We start from the raw sequence: 20882 nt of genomic DNA, 5'->3' as shown, positions 1-20882 counted from the left end.
TTACCCTGCATTCCCAACCTCTCCCGCGTGAACGGGAGAGAGATGAGGCTGCGTCCGGCCGCGCCTGATGACGCCGGCGTGATCGCCGCCCACAACATCGCCATGGCAATGGAGACCGAGGGGCGGGCCCTCGACCCGGCGACGGTCAGGGCGGGGGTGGAGGCGGTGCTCGCCGAGCCGCGGCGGGGGTTTTACCTCCTCGCCGAAACCGGAGGCGAGGTGGTCGGGCAGGCGATGGTCACCTACGAGTGGAGCGATTGGCGCAACGGCGATTTCTGGTGGATCCAGAGCGTCTATGTGGCGCCGGCCTTCAGGCGGCAGGGGGTCTTCACCAGGATCTTCGCCGCCGTCGAGGCGGCCGCACGGGAGCGGCCCGGCGTGGTCGGGCTCCGCCTGTACGTGGAGAAGGAGAACACGGCCGCCCAGGAGACCTACCGCCGCCTCGGCATGGCCCGTTCAGACTACGTCTTCTTCGAACAGGAGTTCGCCCGGCCGGTGTTATCCTCCCGGTGACACCACCATTTTATCCCTTGCCGGAGAGTGAGAGGATATGGTCTTCGCATCGGTTCCGAAAGCGGTCGGGCTGGTCTACGCCCTTGCCGGCATTCTCGCCCTTGCCTACCTCTGGCACACCGGCAGGTTCTCGCGCAGGAAAGGGCTGCCCATTCTTGCCGTCACCGCCCTGCTCGGTTTTCTGATCTTCTCCCCGGTGGCGCCGTACCAGTTCCAGCTCCTCGTCCTGCGGGACGTTGCGGGGCTCGGGGCGCCGGTGCTGCTGGTCGCCGTCGGGCTTGCCGTGATGCTCGGGCTCGCCCTCCTCTTCGGGCGGATCTTCTGCGGGCACTTCTGCCCGGTCGGGGCCCTGCAGGAGATCGCCGCACACCTCTCCCCGAAGAAGGTCGGGCGGACGCAGAAGAAGGTCTCCATGGCGGTGCGGGGCGGGGTTTTCCTGGCCTTCTTCGCCGCGGGGCTGCTCTTCTCCTTCAACCTGCTGGGCGCCCTCGGCGTCCACGACCTCTTCCACCTCGCCCTCGGGGTCCCGGCGGCGATATTCCTCGGCATCCTCGCCCTTTCGGCGTTCGTCTACCGTCCCTTCTGCCGGTTTATCTGCCCGTACGGCGCCCTGCTCGCCGTCGCCTCCTCGGAGTCCCTGTACCGCTTCGTGCGCACCGACCTCTGCATCGAGTGCGGGCGATGCGAGCGGGCGTGCCCGGTCGACGAGGCGAAGAAGACGGACGCGAAGGCCGAGTGCTACATGTGCGGCAGGTGCGTCGAGGTCTGCCCGGCGGAGGGAGCTCTTCATTATGCACGACGGTGAAGAGAGGAGTATCCATGACCGATGAAAAACGAAACGAAATCAAAGGGAAGGTCCTGCGCCTGAAGGACCTTGTCGCCTACCAGGACGGGACCGTGGCGAGCCGGATGATCGTCAACCGCCCGGCCGGGAGCATCACCCTCTTCTCCTTCGACGAGGACGAGGGGCTTTCCGAGCACACGGCGCCCTACGACGCCGTCGTCACGATCCTGGAGGGCGAGTGCGAGGTCTGGCTCGCCGGGGAGACGCACCAGATGACCGAGGGGGAGACGATCATCTTCCCGGCGAACGCCCCCCACGCCCTCTCGGCAGTGACGCCCTTTAAGATGATGCTGATCATGATCAGGGAGTGATACGGATGGACGATAAAGACGGGAACTACTGCACGGTCTGCGGCGGCGTTGTCCCGGAAGGTCCGGCGATCAGGAAGATCCTCATCGACGGGAAGGAGATCGGGATCGACCACCTCGACCGGATCCTGGGCGACGTGATCGCCCTCGGCCTCTCCCGCGAGGACGAGGTGAGGGAGGAGGTGCTCAGAAGGGTGCGGGCCTTCAACTACGTCCCGACGAAGAAGGCCGACGCCTATGCGGCGGCTTTGATGGCTGAATACCGGCAGGCGGCGGCCGGGCAGAAGCGGCCGCAGGAATGATCCCGGATGTCAGAACGATCCGAAGAGGCTGCACGCGCCTTTGACGGCGGCCTGAACTGTGCGCAGGCGGTCGCCTCCGTGTTCGCCCGCGACTATGGCCTGGATGAAGAGACGGTGAGGAAACTTGCCTGCGGCTTCGGCGGCGGGCTCGCCCATACCGACCGGACCTGCGGGGCGGTGAGCGGCGCCGTGCTGGTGCTCGGCATCGCCCGCGGCACCGCCGTGCCCGGCGACCGGGAGGGGAAGGAGCGGTGCTACGCCCTGGTGCGGGAGTTTATCCGCCGGTTTTCTGCCCGCCACGGCTCGGTGAACTGCACCGAACTGGTGGGGTTCGACCTCTCCGGCCCGAGGGGCCTGGAGGCGGCCAGGGCGGCCGGGGTGTTTTCAGAGCGGTGCACCGGGTATGTGGCGGACGCCGCCGGGATCGTGGAGGAGATCCTGAAGGAGTTATGAGGCTGCGGGCGCACGTCGTCGTGAGCGGGCTTGTGCAGGGGGTCTGCTTCAGGTACGCAACCGAAAAGGAGGCCAGAGGCCGCGGCGTTGCCGGGTGGGTGCGAAACCTCCCTGACGGACGGGTGGAGGCGGTCTTCGAGGGCGAGGAGGAGATGGTCGAGGAGATGATCGCCTTCTGCCGGCGGGGACCGCCCGGGGCGCGGGTGGACGGGGTCGAGGTGCGGCGGGAAGCGCCCGCCGGGGCGTCAGGGGCGTTTTCGATCCGGTACTGAGCGCCGGGGATTCTGCCCGGCGATAGGTATTAGAGTGGGCCGGGCGAATACTGTCTGCAAATTGCGAGAGTAGCCAAGTGGCTAACGGCGACAGACTCAAGATCTGTTCCCGCAGGGGTCCGTCGGTTCGAATCCGGCCTCTCGCATTTTCTTTAAGTATAGATTATGTGTCTCCCGTACACATTTTTCCACCTTATTTTGTGTGTGATGTACACATTTTTCTAACTTAAGATTGGAAGAGCGTGTATTTTTGAGATTTCTTGCCCGCTTGCAGCATCTAAAAAATGGTGATCTCAGTACTTCGCCACTATACCCAGGCCGCTCCTCATCGTCCAGACCGGCTTCGACGGCTGCCAGGAGGAACTCCACCCGTATGCGATGGAAGGGATCAGACGCGGCTACCACGTCCTGACCTTCGAGGGGCCGGGCCAGGGCGACGTGATCCGGGTCCGGCATATCCCGTTTCGTCCCGATCGGGAGAACGTGATCCGACCGGGCGTGGGCTCTGCGGCGGGCCGGCCCGACGTCGAGGAAGACCGGATCATTTTTCCCCCGGTGCACCATGATATCCAGCTCGCATCCATCCGATAACCGATAGTTATAATATAACTAAGAGTTAGACAGTTCTGGTGAAACCCCCTCCGGGCAGCATCCCGGAGCGACACCCCCCGATGGGAGAGGGACGAGGACCCACGGGGGATTGAAGGCGAATGAACGGTGTCGTTTGCACAATTCAGAGACTATTGACGGGGCAGATGAAATGAAAACGGAATCGGTGAAACTGGTATATTTCTCACCCACGGGAACGACGAAAGCGGTGGTCCAGGGCATTGCACGCGGAATACAGCATGAAAACGTGGAACTGCTGGATATCACCCGACCTGATGCGAGAGTGCAACCGCTCGAAACATCGGAAAACGAACTGCTCGTCGTCGGCGTGCCGGTGTATATGGGGAGGGTGCCGGCCCTCGTAACCGAATGGCTGCACGCGATTGCCGCCCGGAACACGCCGGCGGTATGTGTCGTCGTCTACGGCAACCGGGTGTATGACGATGCACTCATCGAGCTCGAAGATATCCTGACCGGGTGCGGGTGCAGACCGATCGCCGGGGCGGCCTATATCGGGGAGCACTCGTTCTCCACCGACGAGACGCCGACGGCTAAAGATCGCCCGGATGCAGGCGACCTGCACCACGCGGAGTCGTTCGGACGGAAAATCCGGGAAAAACTCGATGCCATCGCATCGGCCGACCAGATCCCCGATGGAGCGATACCCGGATGCCGCCCGTACCGGGGGGACTCGAAGCTCTGGACGGTCGATTTCATCGCGGTCGGCGATGCGTGCGTCCGGTGCGGGACCTGTGCGGAGGTATGCCCGGTCGGCGCCATCGATCCGGAGGACAGCACGGCGATCGACACGAAAAAATGCATCACCTGCTGCGCCTGCATCAAACGCTGCCCAAAACACGCGAGGACGATGAAGCCCGGCCTGGTGAGGGACGCATCGTTGCGCCTCCATACGCTCTATAGCGAGCGAAAAGAGCCGGAATACTTCCTATAACGAGGAGATTCATCATGGCAACGAGGAGATCTTCACGGCTCCATACCGGGGATACCTGATGGAGCACCGCCCGTTCTACGCAGTCCGCCCCCTCCTCCCGGTCTACCCGGAGCCGGAGGAGCCGGCGCCCGCACGGAAACGCTGGGTCCTGGTCCAGGGCAGTTCCGTGCTCTTCCAGAGCGACCCGGCCCCCGGCACCGTGCTCATGCCCGATCCCCTTCCCGCCGGTCTGGCGTGCGGTGCGCCGGCGTACCTCGGCACCCGCGACGACCTCGTCTACTATGCGGCCGAGGTCCCGGACGGTGCCGCGCCGCCGGGCGGCTGGCAGCCGTCGCCGGTCAGGGAACTGTCCGGAAAGGTCCCGGACGGCGACATGGCCGTCGCCTCCTATGCCGTGCGGATCCTCGACTTCGACCGGTCGACCGCCTTCTGCGGGAGGTGCGGCGCACGAACCCGCCCGCTCACGACCGAGCGGGCACGGATCTGCACGGCCTGCAGCCGCATCACCTACCCCAGGATCTCCCCGGCCATCATCGTGCTGATCAAATCCGGTGAGGAGGTCCTGCTCGCCCGTTCCCCCGCCTCCCCGCCGGGGGCCTTCTCGGTCATCGCCGGCTTCAACGAGCCCGGCGAGAACCTCGAGCAGACCGTCCACCGCGAAGTCGGCGAGGAGGTCGGCGTTGCGGTGCAAAACCTCCGGTACTTCGGGAGCGAGCCCTGGCCGTTTCCCGATTCGCTCATGATCGGCTTTGTCGCAGATTATGCCGGAGGAGAGATCCGGGTCGACGGCCGGGAAATTGAAGATGCCCGGTGGTTTACCCGCGACACCCTGCCCCCCGTTCCCCGGAGGGCGAGCATCACGCGGGCGCTCATCGAGGCCTGGATCCGGCGGGAAGTCTAAACGCCGCCGGGTATCACGAGCGAAAGGAGCCGAAAAGGTTTCTTCCTCGAAACGAATTGACGGAAACAATCAAAGCCGGTCGGATCCGCCCATGGGCCAGCCCGGACCGGCAGATCGCGGGACTCTATCAGATCCGGCGTCGTGAACACCGGCACACGAACGGGAGCATCAGGATGGGAACAGCAGAGAGAAGACAGCGAGAAAAAGAACAGCGAAAGACCGCGATCATCGATGCAGCCGAGCGTCTCTTCTTCTCCCGGAGGTACGAAGACGTCTCCATGGACGATATCGCCCGGGAGGTCGAACTGAACAAGGCGACCATCTACCTGTATTTTAAAAACAAGGAGACGCTTTTCGCCACGATCGTCCTCCGCGGCGTCGAGATCCTCAAGGAAAAATACCTGGCATGCATGGGAGCACAGGCCCCCGGCATCGTCAAGGTAGCCCTGATGGGCCAGGCCTATTACCGGTTCTCACAGGAGTACCCGGAGTATCTCCGCCTGATCCACTTCTACGGGTCCGAGCGCTTCTCTGGAGAGAACCCCTATACCGCAGAGATCGGAAAGGGCTACGGCACCTGCCGCCAGATCCTGCAGGATGCGGTCCAGGAGGGCATCGACGACAGGACGATCCGGGCCGATCTCGACCCGTTCCTGACCTCGATGTACCTGATGACATCCTTTATGGGCATATTGTCGATGGAGCATAAATGGAAACTGGCGATCGAGGCGGAGGGATTTTCTTACGAGCAGTTCGCCGGTGAATTCTTCAGGTTCATCATGCCGGCGCTTTCTCCCGGCGAGGGTTCCCACAGGATGGACGTCAGGGATTTCGCGGCGTTCGGATTCCATGTAACAGAACCTCCGGCGCCCAAGAAGAGAAAGGGGCAAGAACCTTAAAATCGCGGGAGCGAAGATATTCCCGCTCTTTTGGGTTCCGGACCACCGCCGTATAATAACCGGGACTGCATAATTCTACGGCAATGGACATTTCATTCATCTTAACGATGCACGAGGGGCTCCCCCGCCAGGGGCCGGGGAGCAACGAGTGCACGAGAAAAGCGTTTTCGATGCTGAAGGACCTCCCGGAGCGGCCGGAGATCCTGGATATCGGGTGCGGGTCAGGGATGCAGACGATCGAGCTCGCCCGGATCTGCCCGGGCTGCCAGATCACCGCCGTCGACATCCACCAGCCGTTCCTGGACGACCTCGCCCGGAGGGCGGCGGCGGCCGGCGTGGGGGACCGGATCACGACGGTGAGGGCGTCCATGGACGACCTGCCGTTTGAAGATGCATCCTTCGACGTCCTCTGGGCGGAGGGCTCCATCTTCATCGTGGGGTTCGAGGAGGGGCTCCGGTCGTGGAAGCGGCTGCTCAGGCCGGGCGGCTACCTCTGCCTCACCGAATCGGTCTGGTTCACCGACCGGCCCTCGCCCGAGGCCGCGGCGTTCTGGAACGACTGCTACCCGGCGATAAAAGGGGCGCGGGAAACCGCTGCGATCGCCGGGAACACCGGCTACGAGGTCGTCGCCGCCTTCCGGCTCCCGGGCTCCGCGTGGTGGGACAACTACTATATGCCGCTCCAGAAACGGCTGCCCGACCTGAAGAAGGCGGCGGCCGGCAACCCGGACGCCGAGGCGCGGGTGGCGTTCTCCGAGCGGGAGATCGAGATCTACCGGGAGCACGGAAGCGAGTACGGCTACGAGTTCTTCGTTCTCAGGAGCCTCTGATCCGCCGGGGAGGGGCCGGGGCGACGGTGCGAACCCGAAGAATTCCTCAATCGGAAAGAGCCGGAGGAACTCTCGCCACCATCACCTTGTCCACCCGGTTTCCGTCCATATCCACGACCTCATACCGCAGATCCCCGATTACGATGCGATCGCCTGTCGCAGGTATCCGGTTCAGGGCATACATGATCAGGCCCGCGACGGTACGGTAGTGCCCCTCTGCCTCGCCGGGAAAGCGTTTGACCCCCAGAACATCCTTGACCTCTTCAATCGGGGTGCTCCCGTCAATCAGCCACGACCCGTCTTCCCGGACGACGACCGGTGTCTCTTCCGGTTCTCCGGGGGTGCGGACGTCGCCGACGATGGCCTCGAGGATATCGTGAAGGGTGACAAGACCCGTGACATTGCCGTACTCGTCGGTGACGAGCGCGATATGCATGCCTGTTTCCTTGAACGACTCAAGCACGTTGAGGGCCGGGGTGGACTCGGGAACGAAGAACGGTGCCGTGATCGCCCCCCTGACATCTGACGATCCCCTTTCCACCAGAGATGCGAGGACATCTTTTACCGATACCATCCCGACGACGGCATCCAGGTCCTCCTCATATGCAGGAAAGCTGGAGCGGCCGCTCCGTACCATCTTCTTCAGGTTCTCCGCATCGGGGTCGTCGAGATCGAGGGCGACGATCTCGTAGCGGGGCGTCATCAGGGACTCGATGCGGCGGTCGCCCAGGCCAAACACTCCCTGCACCATGCTCAGTTCGGCCTTCTCGAAGATCCCGGCCTCGGTCCCCTCCTCGAGCATGATCTTGATCTCCTCTTCCGTCACCGGGGACCCGGTGCTCTCGCGAATGCGCATGATCCCCAGTACCGCTTCGGTCGACCGGCTGAGCATGAACACGAGAGGCGCCGAGGCCAGGGAGAGGATGCGCATCGGCTTCGAGACGGCCGATGCGATATCTTCGGGGTTATTGAGGGCGATGCGTTTGGGGACGAGTTCTCCGAAGATCAGGGTGAGGTACGTAATGACGAGGACGACCAGGGTAATCCCGAGCGCCCCGGCATAGGGGGCGAGGGCCGGGAATGCGGCGAAGGAGGCGGCAAGCCCTTCGGCCACCGTCGCACCGCCATATGCGCCGGCGAAGATGCCGACCAGCGTGATCCCGATCTGGATGGTCGAAAGAAACGGCGTCGGTTCTTCCGCGAGTTCCAGCGCCACCGCCGCCCCGGCGTCCCCCTCGTCCGCCCTCTGCCTGAGCTTCGCCCTCCTGGCGGAGACGATGGCGAACTCCGACAACGAGAGGATGCCGTTGAGGACGATGAGGAGAATGATGATGGCAATCTCGATGAGGTACGACATCTTTGAGCTCCTATCCTCGTGGCGGAAGGTATAACCATTGTGATAAAACCGGCGTTCCACGTTTTATCGTGCGGGGGTGAAAGCGGAGCCGCCCTTCCGATGCGCTCACGTGCATTACAGATGGCGACACTTATAACGATTGATAAGGGTTGTTATGCTTCAAACCCGCACACTCCTCCCCGAGCACCCCCTAAAACCAGACCCTTTATGAGATCAGACGACGCATCAACCGCAATGGACCTATCATTCCTCTTTACCATGCACGAGGGGCTCCCCCGCCAGGGGCCGGGAAGCAACGAGTGCACGAGAAAAGCGTTTTCGATGCTGAAGGACCTCCCTGAACGCCCGGAGATCCTGGACATCGGGTGCGGCTCAGGGATGCAGACGATCGAGCTCGCCCGGATCTGCCCGAACTGCCATGTCACCGCCGTCGACATCCACCAGCCGTACCTGGACGATCTCGCCAGGAAAGCGGCGGCGGCCGGCGTGGGCGACCGGATCACGACGGTGAGGGCGTCCATGGACGACCTCCCCTTTGAGGATGCATCCTTCGACGTCCTCTGGGCGGAGAGCTCCATCTTCATCGTGGGGTTCGAGGAGGGGCTCCGGTCGTGGAAGCGGCTGCTCAGGCCGGGCGGCTACCTATGCCTCACCGAAGCGGTCTGGTTCACCGACCGGCCCTCGCCCGAGGCGGTGGCGTTCTGGAACGACTGCTACCCGGCGATAAAAGGGGCGCGGGAAACCGCTGCGATCGCCGGGAACGCCGGCTATGAGGTCGTCGCCACCTTCCGGCTCCCGGGATCGGCGTGGTGGGACAACTACTATACGCCGCTCCAGAAACGGCTCCCCGACCTGAAGAAGGCGGCGGCCGGCAATCCCGACGCCGAAGCGCATGTCGCCTTCTCCGAGCGGGAGATCGAGGTGCACCGGGAGCACGGGGACGAGTACGGCTACGCGTTCTTCATCCTGAGGAGACGCTGAGCCGCGAGGGAGAGGGGGGGCCGTCCGCTCAGAGCGCCCGCAGCACCATCAGGGTGATATCGTCGAACTGCGGGCAGTCCCCGGCAAAGGCGGCGATCGCATCGAGGATCCGCTCCTGGATCTCCCCGGCCGGACGGCCCCTGTGCTCCGCGATGATCCTGAGCAGCCGCTCCTCCCCGAACTCCTCATCTTTATCGTTGATCGCCTCGGTGACCCCGTCCGTGTAGAGCACCAGGACGTCGCCGGGCGCAAGGTCCACCCTGACCGACTGGAGTTCGGCGTCGTCGATCACCCCGAGGGCGATCCCCTCGGCCCTGAGGAGACGGACGTCGGTGGCCGCACCCTGGAAGAGCAGGGGCGGGTTGTGCCCGGCATTGACATAGTGCAGGGTCATCTCCCGCGCATCCAGGACGGCGTAGAAGAGGGTGACGAACATCGAGGTCTTCGAGTCCTCGCAGATCAGCCGGTTTGCATGCTCGATCGAGCGTGCCGGGTCGGCATCGGTCATGGCGCTCGCCCGGATCAGCGTCCGGGAAAGGGCCATGAACAGCGCCGCAGGGACGCCCTTGCCCGAGACATCGGCGATCACCAGCCCCCACCGGTCTTTTGCAATCGGGATGAAATCGTAGAAGTCGCCGCCGACTTCGAGCGCCGGCACGTTCTTCGCGGCGAGTTCGATCCCGGGGATCTCGGGCGCACGGTCAGGGAGGAAACTCTGCTGGATCCCTTTTGCGATCTCGAGCTCCTTCTCGAACCGCTCTTTTTCCGCGGTCGTGCGCTGGAGTTCGTCGATATGACCCTTGAGGTCAGCCGCCATCCTGTTGAACGAGTGCGCCAGGTCCTCGAACTCGTCGCCGGTGGCGATCTCGACGCGGTAGTCGAGGTCGCCGGCCCCGATCGCCTCGGAACCGCGCCTGAGGTCTTCGACCGGGCGGGTGACGACCCGGGCGAAGAGGACCGAGAGGAGCGTCACCGCGATGAAGAGGGCGACGAAGAGAGCAAAGAACAGGCTTTTTGCGGCGTCCATCTCCCGGTTTAAGTGGGCCCCGCTCTCTCCGGTCGCGGCGACGATCAGGGCCCGGGTCTCCTCGGCCGGGGCGACGATCTCGTCGACCGGCATCACGACGGCAAGGCTCCAGTTCACGCTTGGCACCGGGGCGTAGGCGACGTACTTCTCTTCACCGCCCAGGGCGACCCGCGCCGTCCCGCTCTTTCCCGCGACCATCGCCCGGGCGACGGCGCCGAGCGCCGCGTTGTCGCTGTCGAGCAGGTTCTCCGCGGTGAACGACTCGTCCCATCTCAGGTCGCCGGCCCCGATCCCCGGGCGGGAGACGACGTTCCCGCGGCTGTCGAGGAGGAAGGCGTAGCCGCGGTCGCTGACCTGCGTGGCGATGATCCTGGTGTTGATCGTCTCGAGGGTCACGTCCGCCCCGACGACCCAGGTCCACCCGCCGTCATCGGCCCCGACCCGGCGCGAACAGGTGACCATGAGCCCTTTTCCCCCGGCGTCGACATAAGGGTCCGACCAGATGAGGCGGTCGCTCCCGGCCGCCCGGACGAACCACTCCCGCGTCCGCGGGTCATAGGACGACGGGACGCCCTCGACCCAGGGGTTGACCCACAGGATGCCCGAGCCCGTGCCGATATAGGCCTGGGTGAGGCGGGGGTCGGAGGACCGCAGGGGGCGGATGAGGTCGTCCATCACCGAGAGGGCGGCGAGTTCGCCGCTCACCGACGATTGCGCAACGCCGGGCGCAAGAATAGAGACCGACGCCGATTCAGGGTCCGCGGGGCGTTCGCTCTGCGAGTAGAGCCGGGGCGCCGCAGGGGAGACCGGGCGCCGGCGCACGGCATCGGCATAGCCTGCAAGGGCCTCCATCTCCGAGCCCACCTGCTCGAAGACCACGTCGCTGATCTCGGCCTGGTCGGTCGCAAGGCGCACCAGCGACGATTCGGCGTTTGCCTCCAGTGCGGCGGTGCTGTCCGAGACGGCGCGGCTCCCCAGCTGACCGCTGCTCTCGAGGGCGTACGACCCCATCTCGCCCATCGTCGAAAACGCCGCAAAGCCGACGATACCGAGCGCCGCCATCGATATCGAGAGAAAAACCGCCAGGATCTTCGCCCTGACGGTCATCCGGTGCCAGGCCCTTCTGCCGCCCATCATGGTGATTGCGACCCCGGAAGGGAAAATGCTGCTGCTGCAAACGCTGTTCCCGGCGCGGTGACGGGCCGGTTGCCGGGATCTGCCCGCCCACCGTATAGGGCCGATCTCCTCCTCAAAACCCCGTCACCTCCCGCCCCTCCCATTTCACAAACCCCCGCTGCACGATCCGCCACCCGGCCGCGGGCAGCACGAGGGAGGCCATCGCATACCAGGGGTTTGCAAAGGCGAGGGCGATGAGGGCGACGAGCGGGGCGCCGATGGCAGAGAGGTAGAGCACGAGCACCCGGGGATCGTAGAGGAGGACGGACGGGGAGAGGCCGGTGAGGTAGACCGTCACCGCGAGGCCGTAGAAGGAGACCGCGAGGCAGAGCACGAGTGCCGGCAGGAGGTAGGCCGCCTCCCCGGCAAGGAGGGTGACGGCGGCGATGAAGGCGGCCGGGATCGCCTGCAGCACCGCAAAACTGCAGATCTTGCTCTTCAGCACGTCGGCGACCCCCAGGGGGAGGCAGGCGTACGGCCCGAAGGTCTCGAACATCGTGAGCCAGATGTAGATCGTCGAGGCGATCACGCCGGTGAGGACCGCAAAGAGGAGGAGGATCCCTGACGCCGGGAGGAAGCGGCCGAGCAGGGAGAGGAAGAACCAGATGACCCCGAGGGGGATGAGGAAGGAGAAGAGGGTCTGGCCGACGGCGCTGCCGCTCCGGACGAGGTCGATGCAGTCCTTTGCGGCGAGGGCCGGGTGCGGGAAGAGGGCGAGGCGCCCGGAGAGGGGGGTGAGCAGGTCGGCATGGCGTTTCGCCCGCGCCGCCGATCCGGGCCGCACCAGGGCGACGGCGAGGGCGGCCGGGACGAGGACGAGGGCACAGGCCGCAAGGAGCGTCCCCCACGAGAAGGACGCGAAGAGGGCCAGCGGGAGGAAGAGGGTGAGGCCGGCGAGGTGCGCCGCTCCGGCGGCGAGGAGGAGGACGGCGCAGACGGCGGCAAAGAGCCGCTTCGATCGGGTATAGACGGTCGAGAGGAAGAAGGCCGCCGCAAGGCCGGTGAGGAAGGAGAGGGAGAGCGTGAGGAGGAGAAGCGCCGGCACCGAGAGGGGGATGCCGACGAAGGGCGAGGCGACGGCGAACCCGGCGACAAAGGGGAGCACCCAGAGGGCGAAGTAGTAGACGGTGTCCTTCACGACGAAGGTTGCGAAGAGGAGCCGCTCCGGGACGGGGAGGGTGCGGGCGGCATAGGCAAGGGTGCTCGCCTCGCCGAAGCGCCGCTCCATCACCTCGTTCATGAGGAGGCCGAAGGCCCCGATCATGAGGCCGAGGAGGAGGAAGAGGGCGTGCGTGAGGAGGGCGAGGTCGCCGAACGGGAGGAGCGGGCGGATCAGGGGGAGGAGGAACGAGCCCATGAAGGCGATGGCGCAGATCAGCACCGGGTAGAGGGCGAAGCTGAGGCTCCCGAACATCGTGGCATGGACCCGCCACTCCTCCTTCATCATGCCGACGAAGAGTTCAAGCATGGCCGCCCGTCCTGACCAGGGAGAGGAAGTAGTCGCCGAGGTGCCGGCCCGCCCCCGTGATATCGGCCACCTTCCCGGTGGAGAGGAGTCTGCCCCGGTGGAGGACGGCGAAGTCCGAGCAGATCTCCTCGGCGATCTCCAGGATATGCGTGGAGATGAAGATGGTGTTGCCCTCCTTCACGTAGCCGGCCAGGTAGTCCTTCACCTGCTCCTGCATGATGGGGTCGAAGTTGATGAGGGGTTCGTCGATGAGGGCGAGGACCGGGCGGTGAAGGAAGGCCTGGGCGAACATCAGTTTCTGCCGGGTGCCCCGCGAGAGGTCCTTGCAGAGGACGTCGCGTTTGTCCCCGAATTCGAGGTAGTCAAACCACCAGGCCATCCCCTCCTCGACGTCCGGGATTTTCCTGATCGCCCCGACCAGGCGGAGGTACTCCTCTGCGGTGAGGAAACTCGGGGGCGTCTCCTGCTCGGGGATGATCCCGACCAGGGAGCGGACCCCGACGGGATCGGCGGCGACGTCGCGGCCGAGGACGGTCGCCGTGCCGCCCGAGGGGCGCACCTGCCCGGTGAGGAGTTTGATCATCGTGGTCTTTCCCGATCCGTTGGGGCCGAGGAGGCCGAAGAGCGCACCCTGCTCGACCGAGAGGGTGACGGCGTCCAGGGCGGTGGTCTCGCCGTAGGTTTTGGTGAGGGTGTGGGCGGTGAGTGCGGGGGTCACGTCTATTGTCTCCGGGTAGAGGTGGATCTTCGGGATTCATCAATTTTTTTAAAGGAGATTTGAGGAGAGAGGGGAGAGCGGATCGATTGGTTTTTGTAGTGCGTGGTGCATCCGCGTCGCCCTGCGAGAGGCGGGGGGCACAGGATGGCCCGCCGCCATCACACCGAGAAGAGCGGCCCAAGCGCCACCTTCTGCCAGTCCCGGTCCACGACCTTCATCCAGAGCATACGGGTCTCCGGGACGAAGACCACCTGGTGATCCGAGGAGTACGCCATGCCTCCGAGCATGGTGTGCCTGAAGGTCGCGCCCCCGTCCTCTACCAGGACGTCGCGGATCTCGACCATCCGCTCCCCGTCGATCGAACCCCGGTTTTTCTCCGCGAGGCTGAGCAGATTGGCGTACCGCGTGGTCGAGTGCTCGGCCGGGGGCGCCGCAAGCCGCCACGACGGGTCGACGAAGTGGTTCGCGGCCGCGATCACGCCCTCGCCCTCGCGGCGCTTGATATCGTAAACCGTCTCCTCATAGGAGTAGGCGCGGTCAGGCCCGGCCGCGTTCACGATCCATGCGCAGTCCGCACGGGTGGTCATGATCCCGGCGTCGAGTCCGTCCATATCCGAGTAGTCGAGCATCAGCCTGAAGAACTCCCCGATCAGGTCGGGCCTGCCGGCGATCTCGAGGGTGCTGCCGGAGTCCGCAGCGTTATCGTCGGCGATGAAGAGTCCGGCGCTGTTCATCAGGGTTTCGGGGCGTGCCCCGGCCGGTCCGAAGGTCGCGACGCCGTTGCTCCCGTCGGTCGGGTTGTAGACTGTGAGGGTGTAGTAGGGGTAGAATGCCGAGAAGACGTTGGGAAGGTCGTAGTTCCGGGAGAGGACCACCGAACCGTCCGGGGTGTAATTGCCCCATACCGCCATGAACGAGCACCCCGCCTTCGCGCCGAAGGTCGTGAGGTAGACGATCGGCCCTTCGTAGAGGACATCGACCTCAGCCGCGGAAAGACCGGAGGTCTCCGCGATGCCTGCCCGTATCTCCTTCATGCGTTTCGCCTGGAGTGCTGTTGCCTCTTGAGCGAATGCACCCACTTCTGCGTCGGTGTATCCCGATGCCGTGAAGTGGGAGCGGAGCATCGCATACTCTTCTTTGAGTTCGTCCTTCATCAGGGCGCCGAACTGCCGTCCCATCTCCCGGTAGGTGCCGGAGAGGACGACGACGTGATACGATCCGGCCTCGTAGCGCGTGCCGTTGCCGAAGACGGCAACCTGATTCAGCCCGGCATCGGTGCCGGCACCATCCGCACTCGCCGGGGCGAGGGCGATCGCCATCGCCGGGACGATGAGGGAAAGTGCGATAAGAATGGAGAGGATTTTCATGAGATGAACTCCTCTCCCGAAGGAATAAACCTGCCCAAATTGGCTGATGGGGTTTTTCCCAATGCCAGCGGTTCTTTTGCCGGTCAGGCGGGTGTCAGGAGTGCCGGGCCGGGTGTCGCACAACCGTCCCTTCCCTGCGTGGCGATCAGCAGAAGACGTAACGATCGCAGAGCACCTCGACGATCGCATCCTCGTTCAACGGTCCAGGAATGCGGTCGGCGGTTTTTCTGGGGATCAGAGCGTGCTGCTGAAACTCCGGGGAGGTGAAGATCGGGGTCCGGACGATCGCATCGAGGGCGGCGAAGGTGGGGGGTGCGGCGTGAGTCCTTCAGTTCGGCGAAGGTATCCCTGACCTTTTCATCCGCGAAGAAGATCTTCGCCTTCATCGGATCCGCAGGTCTTCACGCCCCAGGTACCGTCGCGTGAGGTCGGGGTCGAAGATCCAGCAGACCTTGCCTCCGGCGTCGATCGCGATCTTGTTCGACTCGATGAGATAGTCGATCGCCGTCTTGAACGTCTGGTACATCGTCTTTCTCGGAAGGCTGGACCACATGGCACGGCGCCGGTATTCGCCGCTGTGTTCCCGGGCGAACTCCTCGATCATGCGGATGGTCTCCAGGGTGGGGGAGTGCGAGGCTGAGCTGGAGGCTGGCATGGATGATCTTTTGTTATATAACTATATATATCAAATGGCAGGGTGTGGCCTCCCGGGTCTTCTATGGGGTGCTGCATTTTCCGTCGATTTCCACCTTATTTCCCGCCTTCTCCCTCCCCTGCCCAGGCGTTCCCCTCTCCGGGCCGTCATCCCTCCCGACCGGCCGCATACGTCCACAGGAAACGGCACGTTTTCTCATCAAATCCCTATTTACACGCCCATACGAGTGTTTCTCAAAAGACGCCCAATATGAACAGATCAGCACCCACATTTCCCAAAACAGCGACCAATAGGGCCTTCTTTTACGCGGGTGAGGGATCGGAATCCCCCCTCCCTCACCGCTCATCCCACGCAGACGACTCCCGTCCGGCAATCGAATCCCGGGCAAAGTCGAATTTCTGCGCCTGGTCCGAAAGGATCGATGCCGGCATTCCGGCGGGCCCGGCGGTCCAGGGCGTCGGCGACGGTGGGGATCGCGGCAACCGCCATCCCCACGACCGACACCCCGGCGACGATCACGGTCGCATCAATCGGCATGATCCACCCGGAAGAGGGGGAAGATCCCCCCTCAGTTCAGGGCCGCGACCCCGTCCGCCCAGGTCTCGACAGTGGCCAGGACGGCGTCGTCCTCGTACGAGGTGATCCGCACGCTCTCGCGGGCCAGGGCGACGTAGTAGGTCTCCCCGTTCGCGTCATGGCACTTCAGCTGGCAGCTGAAGGCGTCGGCATCCGGGTTCCTGACGGCGTCGCCCCCGAGGGCGGTCTCGAGGGCCGCATCGTTCAGGACGGCGGTCGCCGCCGCGTTGAAGGCGGCCATGTCCGGCGCCCTGACGGTGACGGTCCCGACGACGTTGCCCTCGACGTCCTCGTAGTTCACCCGGAGGGTGTAGGACTCGCGGTTGCGCTCGACCCCAGGATGGGTCGAACCGCTCTGGACGTACTCCACACACCCGAAGGGGTTGTCGGCGATCACGCCGGCGACGATCGCCTCGAAGGTCGCAATGTCTGCGATCGGGGCCGGGATCTGCCGCACGGCGGTCTTGGTGTTGCTGGTCTCGACAAAGTCTGCCATTTTGTGTTTCTCCTGCCCGCATGCTCCGGGGCACATGAACAGGCACATTCTCCTATGACCCTGGGGGATATCTGCCTGCCTTAACATCGGACGGCCGAACGGGCGGGGCGTACGGCAGGGTTAAGAAACGCTCATCTCCGTTCCCGGCGATCTCCCTGGCGAGGAGCCATGCCCGAGAAGACGACGCGGGAGCTGGTCGCCGAGACGGCCAGGGACGTAAAATGGATCTGCCGGACCCTCTCAAGGATGGAGGAGGAGGGGACCTGCCGGGAGGAGAGGCTCCGCGCCCTGGAGGGGTGGCGGAGCGAGACGGTGGGGGAGAGCAGGCGGGACAGGCAGATCGCCGCCGGGGCTGGGGGGGTCGTGGGCGGGGCGGTGGCGATCGTGCTGCAGATGCTCGGGTGGGGGTGAGGGGTCACTCCTTTGCCTAGGGCATTATCACGCACTGATCACGCATTATCACGCATTGATCACGCATTATCACGGTGACCCCCCATCTCCCTAAACAGAACATAGTGAGTATCCCGCCGTGAAGTGCCACGACGTTCAAGAACATGCTTTGCAACCATGTCGTTCAGGTCTTTCAGTGCGGTCCGGGCAGCGACGGCGGTGAGTTCCTGGTACTGGCTGTTGGTGATGGTGCCATGCTCCTTGAGGTAGGAAACGGCCGCGATCTGCCGATCGTTCAGATCGAGTGCCTGCAGGAATTCGTCGGTGAAGGGGTTTGAACGCATGGTGAGCGTGAAGCCGAGGGGCGTGCTGACGATCTCTGGCGCCGGCAGGTTTTCCTCCATCAGTGCCCTGATGATCCGTTCGATCCCAGACCCGTAGCGCTCCACCAGGCCGGCACGGTAGAAGATGTCAGCGATCCGCGGGTTACGGAGGTAGGAGTAGTGCTCCCTGAGGATCATCTCGATGGTGACGCCCTCGGGGAGGCGGCCCGGGTTGTGGAAGCGGATGTGGTCGTCGAAGATCCTGACCTGGGTCTGGACGGTGTTGTTGAAGTAGTCACGGTGGATGAGGGCGTTGAGGAGGGCCTCCCGGATCGCCGGGAGCGGGTAGTCCCAGACCTCCTTTCGCTGGAAGGACTCCCGCATCGCCTCCTCGGAGATATCGTAGCGGACGCCGATGTAGTTCTTGATGGTCCGCTCGGCCTCCTCGAACTGGGCGAAGAGGTTGCCCCTGATCTCGTGGTCGCCGATGATGATGTCGGCCCGCCTGAACCTCCCGATCCGCAGGACGGTGTTCGGGAAGTGGTGCTGCGGGTCGGTGCCGAAGAGGGCGATGGCGCCGTTGGTGATGCGGCCGTCCCTGATGAGGCCGAGACGGCGGAGGACGGCCTCGACCGGTTCTTCCGGGTCGGTGGCCGTGAGGCGGCCAGCTTTCCGGGCGAGGGCGAGGAACCGCCGGACGCTCGCCGCGTCGATCTCATCGAGGTCGAACGTCCCGGGGACGCTGTCCCACTCGATGCTCTCCTGGAAGAAGCCCCGCAGTTCGTCCGGGAGCATCTCGCGGGTGGTGTCGCCGACGCGGGTGTAGTAGCGGCCGTCATAGGCGACCGGCGTGCGGCTCTGCTCGACGGTGACGATGAGGATATTTTTGCCGTCGATCTCGTGGGTCTCGATGACCGGGTGGATGCCGAGCCGGCTTGTGATGCTGTCTGCGAGTTTTTTCTGGGCGTTGTTGCGCAGGTCGATGCCGGTGACGGCGTGGTCGCGGTCCCTCGCGCCGAGGACGGCGGTGCCGCCGGCGGTGTTGGCGAAGGCGGAAAGGAGTTTGTAGAAGGTGCTGCTCACCTCTTCCTTGAAGTCGATCTGCCGCCCTTCATAGCGGGTGAGGAGGGAGGAGAGGTCAGCCGTGGGGGTTTTCATCGCTCTTTTCGGGTGGTGCATGCGTTCATTTATAGTGTTCGGATGGGTTGTGCCGCATGACGGGGCCGGGCAGGCGGTGGCGATTGTTTTGCAGATGAACGAGTGGGGGTGAAGAGGGTTATTCCCCTTCATCCCGGATCATACCCTCGACGGCCTCGTCAAGGGGATCGAGTTTGGTCTGGATGATATCCCAGAGAATCGTCGGTTTCACCGAATAATACGAATGAACACTGATGTCCCGGAGCCCGGCAATCTTTCGCCACTCGATCTCGGGATGGCCGGCGGTGAGGTCGGCCGGGAGATGTTTCACCGCCTCCCCGATGGTGATGAACCGCAGCACGACGGCGTCGAGGCACATCGGATCGTCCACAACATCCTCAAACGACCGTTCCCCCACAGAGGGCATCCCTGATGTCCTCCAGGGAGAGCAGGAGGTCTCTAGGCATAGACCACCTCTGCCAGAACGGTGCTCCTGATCCTGGCCTTTAAGGTATCGGCAATGACGAGATCGGCCGGCCGGCCCAGGAGGTCTTCGAGGTAGAACTTGAGGTCCATGAAATGGTCGAAGGTCTCCTCCCCCTCCCGAAACTCCACCAGGATGTCGATGTCGCTTTCCGGGGTGGCCTCGCCCCGCACGACCGACCCGAATACGCCGATGCGTGCCACACCGTAGCGTTCCCGGATGGTGCGGAGGTTCTGGCGGACCAGGGCGAGAGGGTGCATATCTGGTTTCGGGTGGCGCGTGCGTTCATTTATAGTGTTCGGATGGGCGCCCCCCGATCGGTTCCGGCGGGGCGGTGGCGATCGTGCTGCAGATGATCGGGTGGGGGTGAGGGGTTACCCCGTGCCGGAAAGAGCCTTTGCGATCTGTCGGGAGATCATCACACCACATCACTCCTTATCACACCACATCACTCCTTATCACACCACATCACGGTGACCCCCTCGTCTCCCTGAACAGGACATAGTGCATGTCCCGCCGAGATGCGCCCCGCCGTTCAAGAACATGCTTTGCGACCATGTCGTGCAGGTCTCTCAGTGCGGTGCTGGCGCCGACGGTGAGTTCCTTGGTCGCCGACGATGCTCATGGCGTATCCCCTCCGGAGCCTTTCGCGAGCGCAGCCCGGCCTTGCCCGGGAAAGCCTGATGTGTCGAAGTATACCCGGCAAGATAACGGACATTTATCGGACATTTATCGGACATCTTCCGTTTTTAGGGTGTCCGATATCTGACGATCGGGGATTTTTTCGTCGAGGTACAGGTCGTCGGTGCGGCGGTCGGCGGCCGGGACGTCCTCGAAGAGGAAGACCTCGAAGAACCGCCGCATCAGTGCGTCGCCCCGCAGGTAGTCGCGGAGGGCCGCCCGTTCCCCGGCGAACTCCTTCTGCACGCTGCTGATGAAGATGCGGACGGGGTCAGGGCGAGGGAGGGCATATCTGGTTTCGGGTGGTGCATGCGTTCATGTATAGTGTGCGGATGGGATCTCATCCCCCCATCCCGAACCACGCCCCCCGCAGCCCCACATTGTACTGGGCGATGAAGAGGGCGTCCCCGATCTCGATCGCACCGTTCTCGTGCACGTCGGTCTGCCTGAAGAGATCCGTCCCGCTCGCCGGCATCGCCGCCAGACCCACGACCTGCTTGAGCACCCGGAGGGTGTCGGCCTGGTCGACGGCGCCGTTGTCGTTGGCGTCGCCGAAGAGGACGGGCAAAACGCCGATCGTGGCGTTGGCTACCCCCGCCCCGCCGTTGACCGAGAGGACGACGGTGTAGGTGCCGCCCGCGGTGTAGGTGTGGATCGGGTACTGCACCGTCGAGGTCGTCCCGTCGCCGAAGGTCCACGCCCAGGCCGAGGCGTTCGCCGAGAGGTCGGCGAACCTGACGGTGAGGGGGGCGACGCCCAGGGTGGGCGAGGCGGAGAAGGCCGCATGGGGGCCCTGCGGGATGAGAGCGTCCTCGGGAGCGGTGAGGTCCAGGCGGGCGACGGTGCCGGGCGAAAACGCCAGGGTCTCGGTGGCCGCCTCCCCGTTCACGATGAAGGAAACGGTTTTTCCTGCACTTTCGCCGCCTACGATCAGCCGCTCGTCGAAGGTGCCGGCACCGCCCATCACGCCCGCCTCGTCGAGGGAAAACCGCCCGCAGACCACCCCGTCGATCAGGGCGGCGACGACCGTTCCGGCCGGGGCCGGGGTGCCGTTGCAGGTCACCGTCCCGTAGACCTCCTGCGGGAGGACGGGCACGGCTCCGGCCGGGAGAGCGAGGGCGAGGAGGAAGAGGCAGACACATGCATATGTTTTCATACGCATC

At 64.3% G+C, this 20882-nt stretch carries 26 protein-coding genes and 1 tRNA gene; 14 read left to right on the top strand and 13 right to left on the bottom strand.

Annotated features, from left to right (window positions below):
• The first annotated feature begins 42 nt into the window (after nt 1-42).
• From METLI_RS01065 to METLI_RS01010, 12 genes are all read left to right on the top strand, one after another.
• Nucleotides 43-513 (top strand): GNAT family N-acetyltransferase, encoded by a 471-nt coding sequence (locus METLI_RS01065; protein ID WP_048103928.1) that lies wholly within the window; start codon nt 43-45, stop codon nt 511-513.
• A 37-nt stretch (nt 514-550) separates the two neighbouring features.
• Nucleotides 551-1318: a 4Fe-4S binding protein gene (locus tag METLI_RS01060; RefSeq protein ID WP_004037215.1), complete on the top strand. Its 768-nt coding sequence runs from the start codon at nt 551-553 to the stop codon at nt 1316-1318.
• A 14-nt stretch (nt 1319-1332) separates the two neighbouring features.
• Nucleotides 1333-1668, top strand: a complete 336-nt coding sequence (locus METLI_RS01055) for a cupin domain-containing protein (RefSeq protein ID WP_004037213.1) — start codon at nt 1333-1335, stop codon at nt 1666-1668.
• Nucleotides 1669-1673: 5 nt separating this feature from the next.
• Nucleotides 1674-1967: a hypothetical protein gene (locus METLI_RS01050; RefSeq protein WP_004037211.1), complete on the top strand. Its 294-nt coding sequence runs from the start codon at nt 1674-1676 to the stop codon at nt 1965-1967.
• A gap of 6 nt (nt 1968-1973) precedes the next feature.
• Nucleotides 1974-2420: a C-GCAxxG-C-C family protein gene (locus tag METLI_RS01045; RefSeq protein WP_004037210.1), complete on the top strand. Its 447-nt coding sequence runs from the start codon at nt 1974-1976 to the stop codon at nt 2418-2420.
• Nucleotides 2417-2692, top strand: a complete 276-nt coding sequence (locus METLI_RS01040) for an acylphosphatase (protein WP_004037209.1) — start codon at nt 2417-2419, stop codon at nt 2690-2692. Before METLI_RS01045 ends, METLI_RS01040 begins: the two co-directional genes overlap by 4 nt.
• Nucleotides 2693-2755: 63 nt before the next feature.
• A tRNA-Leu gene (locus tag METLI_RS01035) sits at nt 2756-2838 on the top strand.
• A gap of 232 nt (nt 2839-3070) precedes the next feature.
• The gene (locus METLI_RS01030; protein WP_048103568.1) at nt 3071-3283 is read left to right on the top strand and encodes a hypothetical protein; all 213 of its coding nucleotides are present in this window, start codon (nt 3071-3073) and stop codon (nt 3281-3283) included.
• Nucleotides 3284-3452: 169 nt separating this feature from the next.
• Nucleotides 3453-4253 carry an EFR1 family ferrodoxin gene (locus METLI_RS01025; protein ID WP_004037207.1) on the top strand — a complete coding sequence of 267 codons (801 nt, stop codon included), beginning with the start codon at nt 3453-3455 and terminating at the stop codon, nt 4251-4253.
• A gap of 58 nt (nt 4254-4311) precedes the next feature.
• Nucleotides 4312-5154, top strand: coding sequence for an NAD(+) diphosphatase (gene nudC, locus METLI_RS01020; protein WP_004037198.1), 843 nt, complete (start codon nt 4312-4314; stop codon nt 5152-5154).
• 173 nt (nt 5155-5327) lie between these two features.
• Nucleotides 5328-6053, top strand: coding sequence for a TetR/AcrR family transcriptional regulator (locus tag METLI_RS01015; protein ID WP_004037196.1), 726 nt, complete (start codon nt 5328-5330; stop codon nt 6051-6053).
• An 83-nt stretch (nt 6054-6136) separates the two neighbouring features.
• On the top strand, nt 6137-6883 hold the full coding sequence (locus tag METLI_RS01010) for a class I SAM-dependent methyltransferase (protein WP_004037194.1): 747 nt from the start codon (nt 6137-6139) through the stop codon (nt 6881-6883).
• Nucleotides 6884-6929: 46 nt separating this feature from the next.
• Here METLI_RS01010 and METLI_RS01005 read toward each other — a convergent pair whose 3' ends face one another.
• Nucleotides 6930-8240 (bottom strand): hemolysin family protein, encoded by a 1311-nt coding sequence (locus tag METLI_RS01005; protein WP_004037192.1) that lies wholly within the window; start codon nt 8238-8240, stop codon nt 6930-6932.
• A gap of 234 nt (nt 8241-8474) precedes the next feature.
• Here METLI_RS01005 and METLI_RS01000 point away from each other — a divergent pair, with 234 nt between their 5' ends.
• Nucleotides 8475-9221 (top strand): class I SAM-dependent methyltransferase, encoded by a 747-nt coding sequence (locus METLI_RS01000; RefSeq protein WP_004037191.1) that lies wholly within the window; start codon nt 8475-8477, stop codon nt 9219-9221.
• 28 nt (nt 9222-9249) lie between these two features.
• On the opposite strand, the gene METLI_RS00995 is transcribed toward METLI_RS01000, so the two are convergent.
• The 7 genes from METLI_RS00995 to METLI_RS00965 all read right to left on the bottom strand — a co-directional run bounded on the left by METLI_RS00995 (nt 9250) and on the right by METLI_RS00965 (nt 16704).
• Nucleotides 9250-11385 (bottom strand): SpoIIE family protein phosphatase, encoded by a 2136-nt coding sequence (locus METLI_RS00995; RefSeq protein WP_004037189.1) that lies wholly within the window; start codon nt 11383-11385, stop codon nt 9250-9252.
• A 112-nt stretch (nt 11386-11497) separates the two neighbouring features.
• A complete protein-coding gene (locus tag METLI_RS00990; RefSeq protein WP_004037187.1) occupies nt 11498-12892 on the bottom strand; it encodes a hypothetical protein in 1395 nt (464 codons plus the stop codon).
• Nucleotides 12885-13610, bottom strand: coding sequence for an ABC transporter ATP-binding protein (locus tag METLI_RS00985; protein ID WP_004037185.1), 726 nt, complete (start codon nt 13608-13610; stop codon nt 12885-12887). The genes METLI_RS00990 and METLI_RS00985 overlap by 8 nt, the downstream gene beginning before the upstream one ends.
• A 158-nt stretch (nt 13611-13768) precedes the next feature.
• Nucleotides 13769-14977 (bottom strand): C45 family autoproteolytic acyltransferase/hydolase, encoded by a 1209-nt coding sequence (locus tag METLI_RS00980; RefSeq protein ID WP_004037184.1) that lies wholly within the window; start codon nt 14975-14977, stop codon nt 13769-13771.
• 382 nt (nt 14978-15359) lie between these two features.
• Nucleotides 15360-15632 carry a hypothetical protein gene (locus tag METLI_RS00975; protein ID WP_004037183.1) on the bottom strand — a complete coding sequence of 91 codons (273 nt, stop codon included), beginning with the start codon at nt 15630-15632 and terminating at the stop codon, nt 15360-15362.
• Between the two features lie 342 nt (nt 15633-15974).
• On the bottom strand, nt 15975-16169 hold the full coding sequence (locus METLI_RS00970; protein WP_048103567.1) for a hypothetical protein: 195 nt from the start codon (nt 16167-16169) through the stop codon (nt 15975-15977).
• 31 nt (nt 16170-16200) lie between these two features.
• Nucleotides 16201-16704, bottom strand: a complete 504-nt coding sequence (locus tag METLI_RS00965; protein ID WP_004037181.1) for a hypothetical protein — start codon at nt 16702-16704, stop codon at nt 16201-16203.
• A 168-nt stretch (nt 16705-16872) separates the two neighbouring features.
• Here METLI_RS00965 and METLI_RS00960 point away from each other — a divergent pair, with 168 nt between their 5' ends.
• On the top strand, nt 16873-17115 hold the full coding sequence (locus tag METLI_RS00960; protein WP_004037179.1) for a hypothetical protein: 243 nt from the start codon (nt 16873-16875) through the stop codon (nt 17113-17115).
• A gap of 59 nt (nt 17116-17174) precedes the next feature.
• Here METLI_RS00960 and METLI_RS00955 read toward each other — a convergent pair whose 3' ends face one another.
• From METLI_RS00955 to METLI_RS12300, 5 genes are all read right to left on the bottom strand, one after another.
• The gene (locus METLI_RS00955) at nt 17175-18575 is read right to left on the bottom strand and encodes an ATP-binding protein (RefSeq protein ID WP_048103566.1); all 1401 of its coding nucleotides are present in this window, start codon (nt 18573-18575) and stop codon (nt 17175-17177) included.
• Between the two features lie 118 nt (nt 18576-18693).
• A complete protein-coding gene (locus tag METLI_RS00950; RefSeq protein ID WP_004037177.1) occupies nt 18694-18981 on the bottom strand; it encodes a HepT-like ribonuclease domain-containing protein in 288 nt (95 codons plus the stop codon).
• 32 nt (nt 18982-19013) lie between these two features.
• Nucleotides 19014-19298 (bottom strand): nucleotidyltransferase family protein, encoded by a 285-nt coding sequence (locus METLI_RS00945; RefSeq protein ID WP_004037176.1) that lies wholly within the window; start codon nt 19296-19298, stop codon nt 19014-19016.
• Nucleotides 19299-19767: 469 nt separating this feature from the next.
• Nucleotides 19768-19965 carry a hypothetical protein gene (locus tag METLI_RS00940; RefSeq protein ID WP_048103565.1) on the bottom strand — a complete coding sequence of 66 codons (198 nt, stop codon included), beginning with the start codon at nt 19963-19965 and terminating at the stop codon, nt 19768-19770.
• Between the two features lie 94 nt (nt 19966-20059).
• Nucleotides 20060-20875, bottom strand: coding sequence for a PKD domain-containing protein (locus tag METLI_RS12300; RefSeq protein ID WP_004037172.1), 816 nt, complete (start codon nt 20873-20875; stop codon nt 20060-20062).
• Nucleotides 20876-20882: the final 7 nt, after the last annotated feature.

The sequence above is a fragment of the Methanofollis liminatans DSM 4140 genome (assembly GCF_000275865.1).
Lineage (GTDB): Archaea > Halobacteriota > Methanomicrobia > Methanomicrobiales > Methanofollaceae > Methanofollis > Methanofollis liminatans.
This window is presented reverse-complemented; position numbering and strand designations above follow the sequence as displayed.

Coding starts and splice junctions, on each gene's coding strand:
- METLI_RS01065 (WP_048103928.1), top strand. CDS start 43: ATGAGGCTGCGTCCGGCCGCGCCTGATGACGCCGGCGTGATCGCCGCC.
- METLI_RS01060 (WP_004037215.1), top strand. CDS start 551: ATGGTCTTCGCATCGGTTCCGAAAGCGGTCGGGCTGGTCTACGCCCTT.
- METLI_RS01055 (WP_004037213.1), top strand. CDS start 1,333: ATGACCGATGAAAAACGAAACGAAATCAAAGGGAAGGTCCTGCGCCTG.
- METLI_RS01050 (WP_004037211.1), top strand. CDS start 1,674: ATGGACGATAAAGACGGGAACTACTGCACGGTCTGCGGCGGCGTTGTC.
- METLI_RS01045 (WP_004037210.1), top strand. CDS start 1,974: ATGTCAGAACGATCCGAAGAGGCTGCACGCGCCTTTGACGGCGGCCTG.
- METLI_RS01040 (WP_004037209.1), top strand. CDS start 2,417: ATGAGGCTGCGGGCGCACGTCGTCGTGAGCGGGCTTGTGCAGGGGGTC.
- METLI_RS01030 (WP_048103568.1), top strand. CDS start 3,071: ATGGAAGGGATCAGACGCGGCTACCACGTCCTGACCTTCGAGGGGCCG.
- METLI_RS01025 (WP_004037207.1), top strand. CDS start 3,453: ATGAAAACGGAATCGGTGAAACTGGTATATTTCTCACCCACGGGAACG.
- nudC (WP_004037198.1), top strand. CDS start 4,312: ATGGAGCACCGCCCGTTCTACGCAGTCCGCCCCCTCCTCCCGGTCTAC.
- METLI_RS01015 (WP_004037196.1), top strand. CDS start 5,328: ATGGGAACAGCAGAGAGAAGACAGCGAGAAAAAGAACAGCGAAAGACC.
- METLI_RS01010 (WP_004037194.1), top strand. CDS start 6,137: ATGGACATTTCATTCATCTTAACGATGCACGAGGGGCTCCCCCGCCAG.
- METLI_RS01005 (WP_004037192.1), bottom strand. CDS start 8,240: ATGTCGTACCTCATCGAGATTGCCATCATCATTCTCCTCATCGTCCTC.
- METLI_RS01000 (WP_004037191.1), top strand. CDS start 8,475: ATGGACCTATCATTCCTCTTTACCATGCACGAGGGGCTCCCCCGCCAG.
- METLI_RS00995 (WP_004037189.1), bottom strand. CDS start 11,385: ATGATGGGCGGCAGAAGGGCCTGGCACCGGATGACCGTCAGGGCGAAG.
- METLI_RS00990 (WP_004037187.1), bottom strand. CDS start 12,892: ATGCTTGAACTCTTCGTCGGCATGATGAAGGAGGAGTGGCGGGTCCAT.
- METLI_RS00980 (WP_004037184.1), bottom strand. CDS start 14,977: ATGAAAATCCTCTCCATTCTTATCGCACTTTCCCTCATCGTCCCGGCG.
- METLI_RS00975 (WP_004037183.1), bottom strand. CDS start 15,632: ATGCCAGCCTCCAGCTCAGCCTCGCACTCCCCCACCCTGGAGACCATC.
- METLI_RS00970 (WP_048103567.1), bottom strand. CDS start 16,169: ATGCCGATTGATGCGACCGTGATCGTCGCCGGGGTGTCGGTCGTGGGG.
- METLI_RS00965 (WP_004037181.1), bottom strand. CDS start 16,704: ATGGCAGACTTTGTCGAGACCAGCAACACCAAGACCGCCGTGCGGCAG.
- METLI_RS00960 (WP_004037179.1), top strand. CDS start 16,873: ATGCCCGAGAAGACGACGCGGGAGCTGGTCGCCGAGACGGCCAGGGAC.
- METLI_RS00955 (WP_048103566.1), bottom strand. CDS start 18,575: ATGAAAACCCCCACGGCTGACCTCTCCTCCCTCCTCACCCGCTATGAA.
- METLI_RS00950 (WP_004037177.1), bottom strand. CDS start 18,981: ATGCCCTCTGTGGGGGAACGGTCGTTTGAGGATGTTGTGGACGATCCG.
- METLI_RS00945 (WP_004037176.1), bottom strand. CDS start 19,298: ATGCACCCTCTCGCCCTGGTCCGCCAGAACCTCCGCACCATCCGGGAA.
- METLI_RS12300 (WP_004037172.1), bottom strand. CDS start 20,875: ATGAAAACATATGCATGTGTCTGCCTCTTCCTCCTCGCCCTCGCTCTC.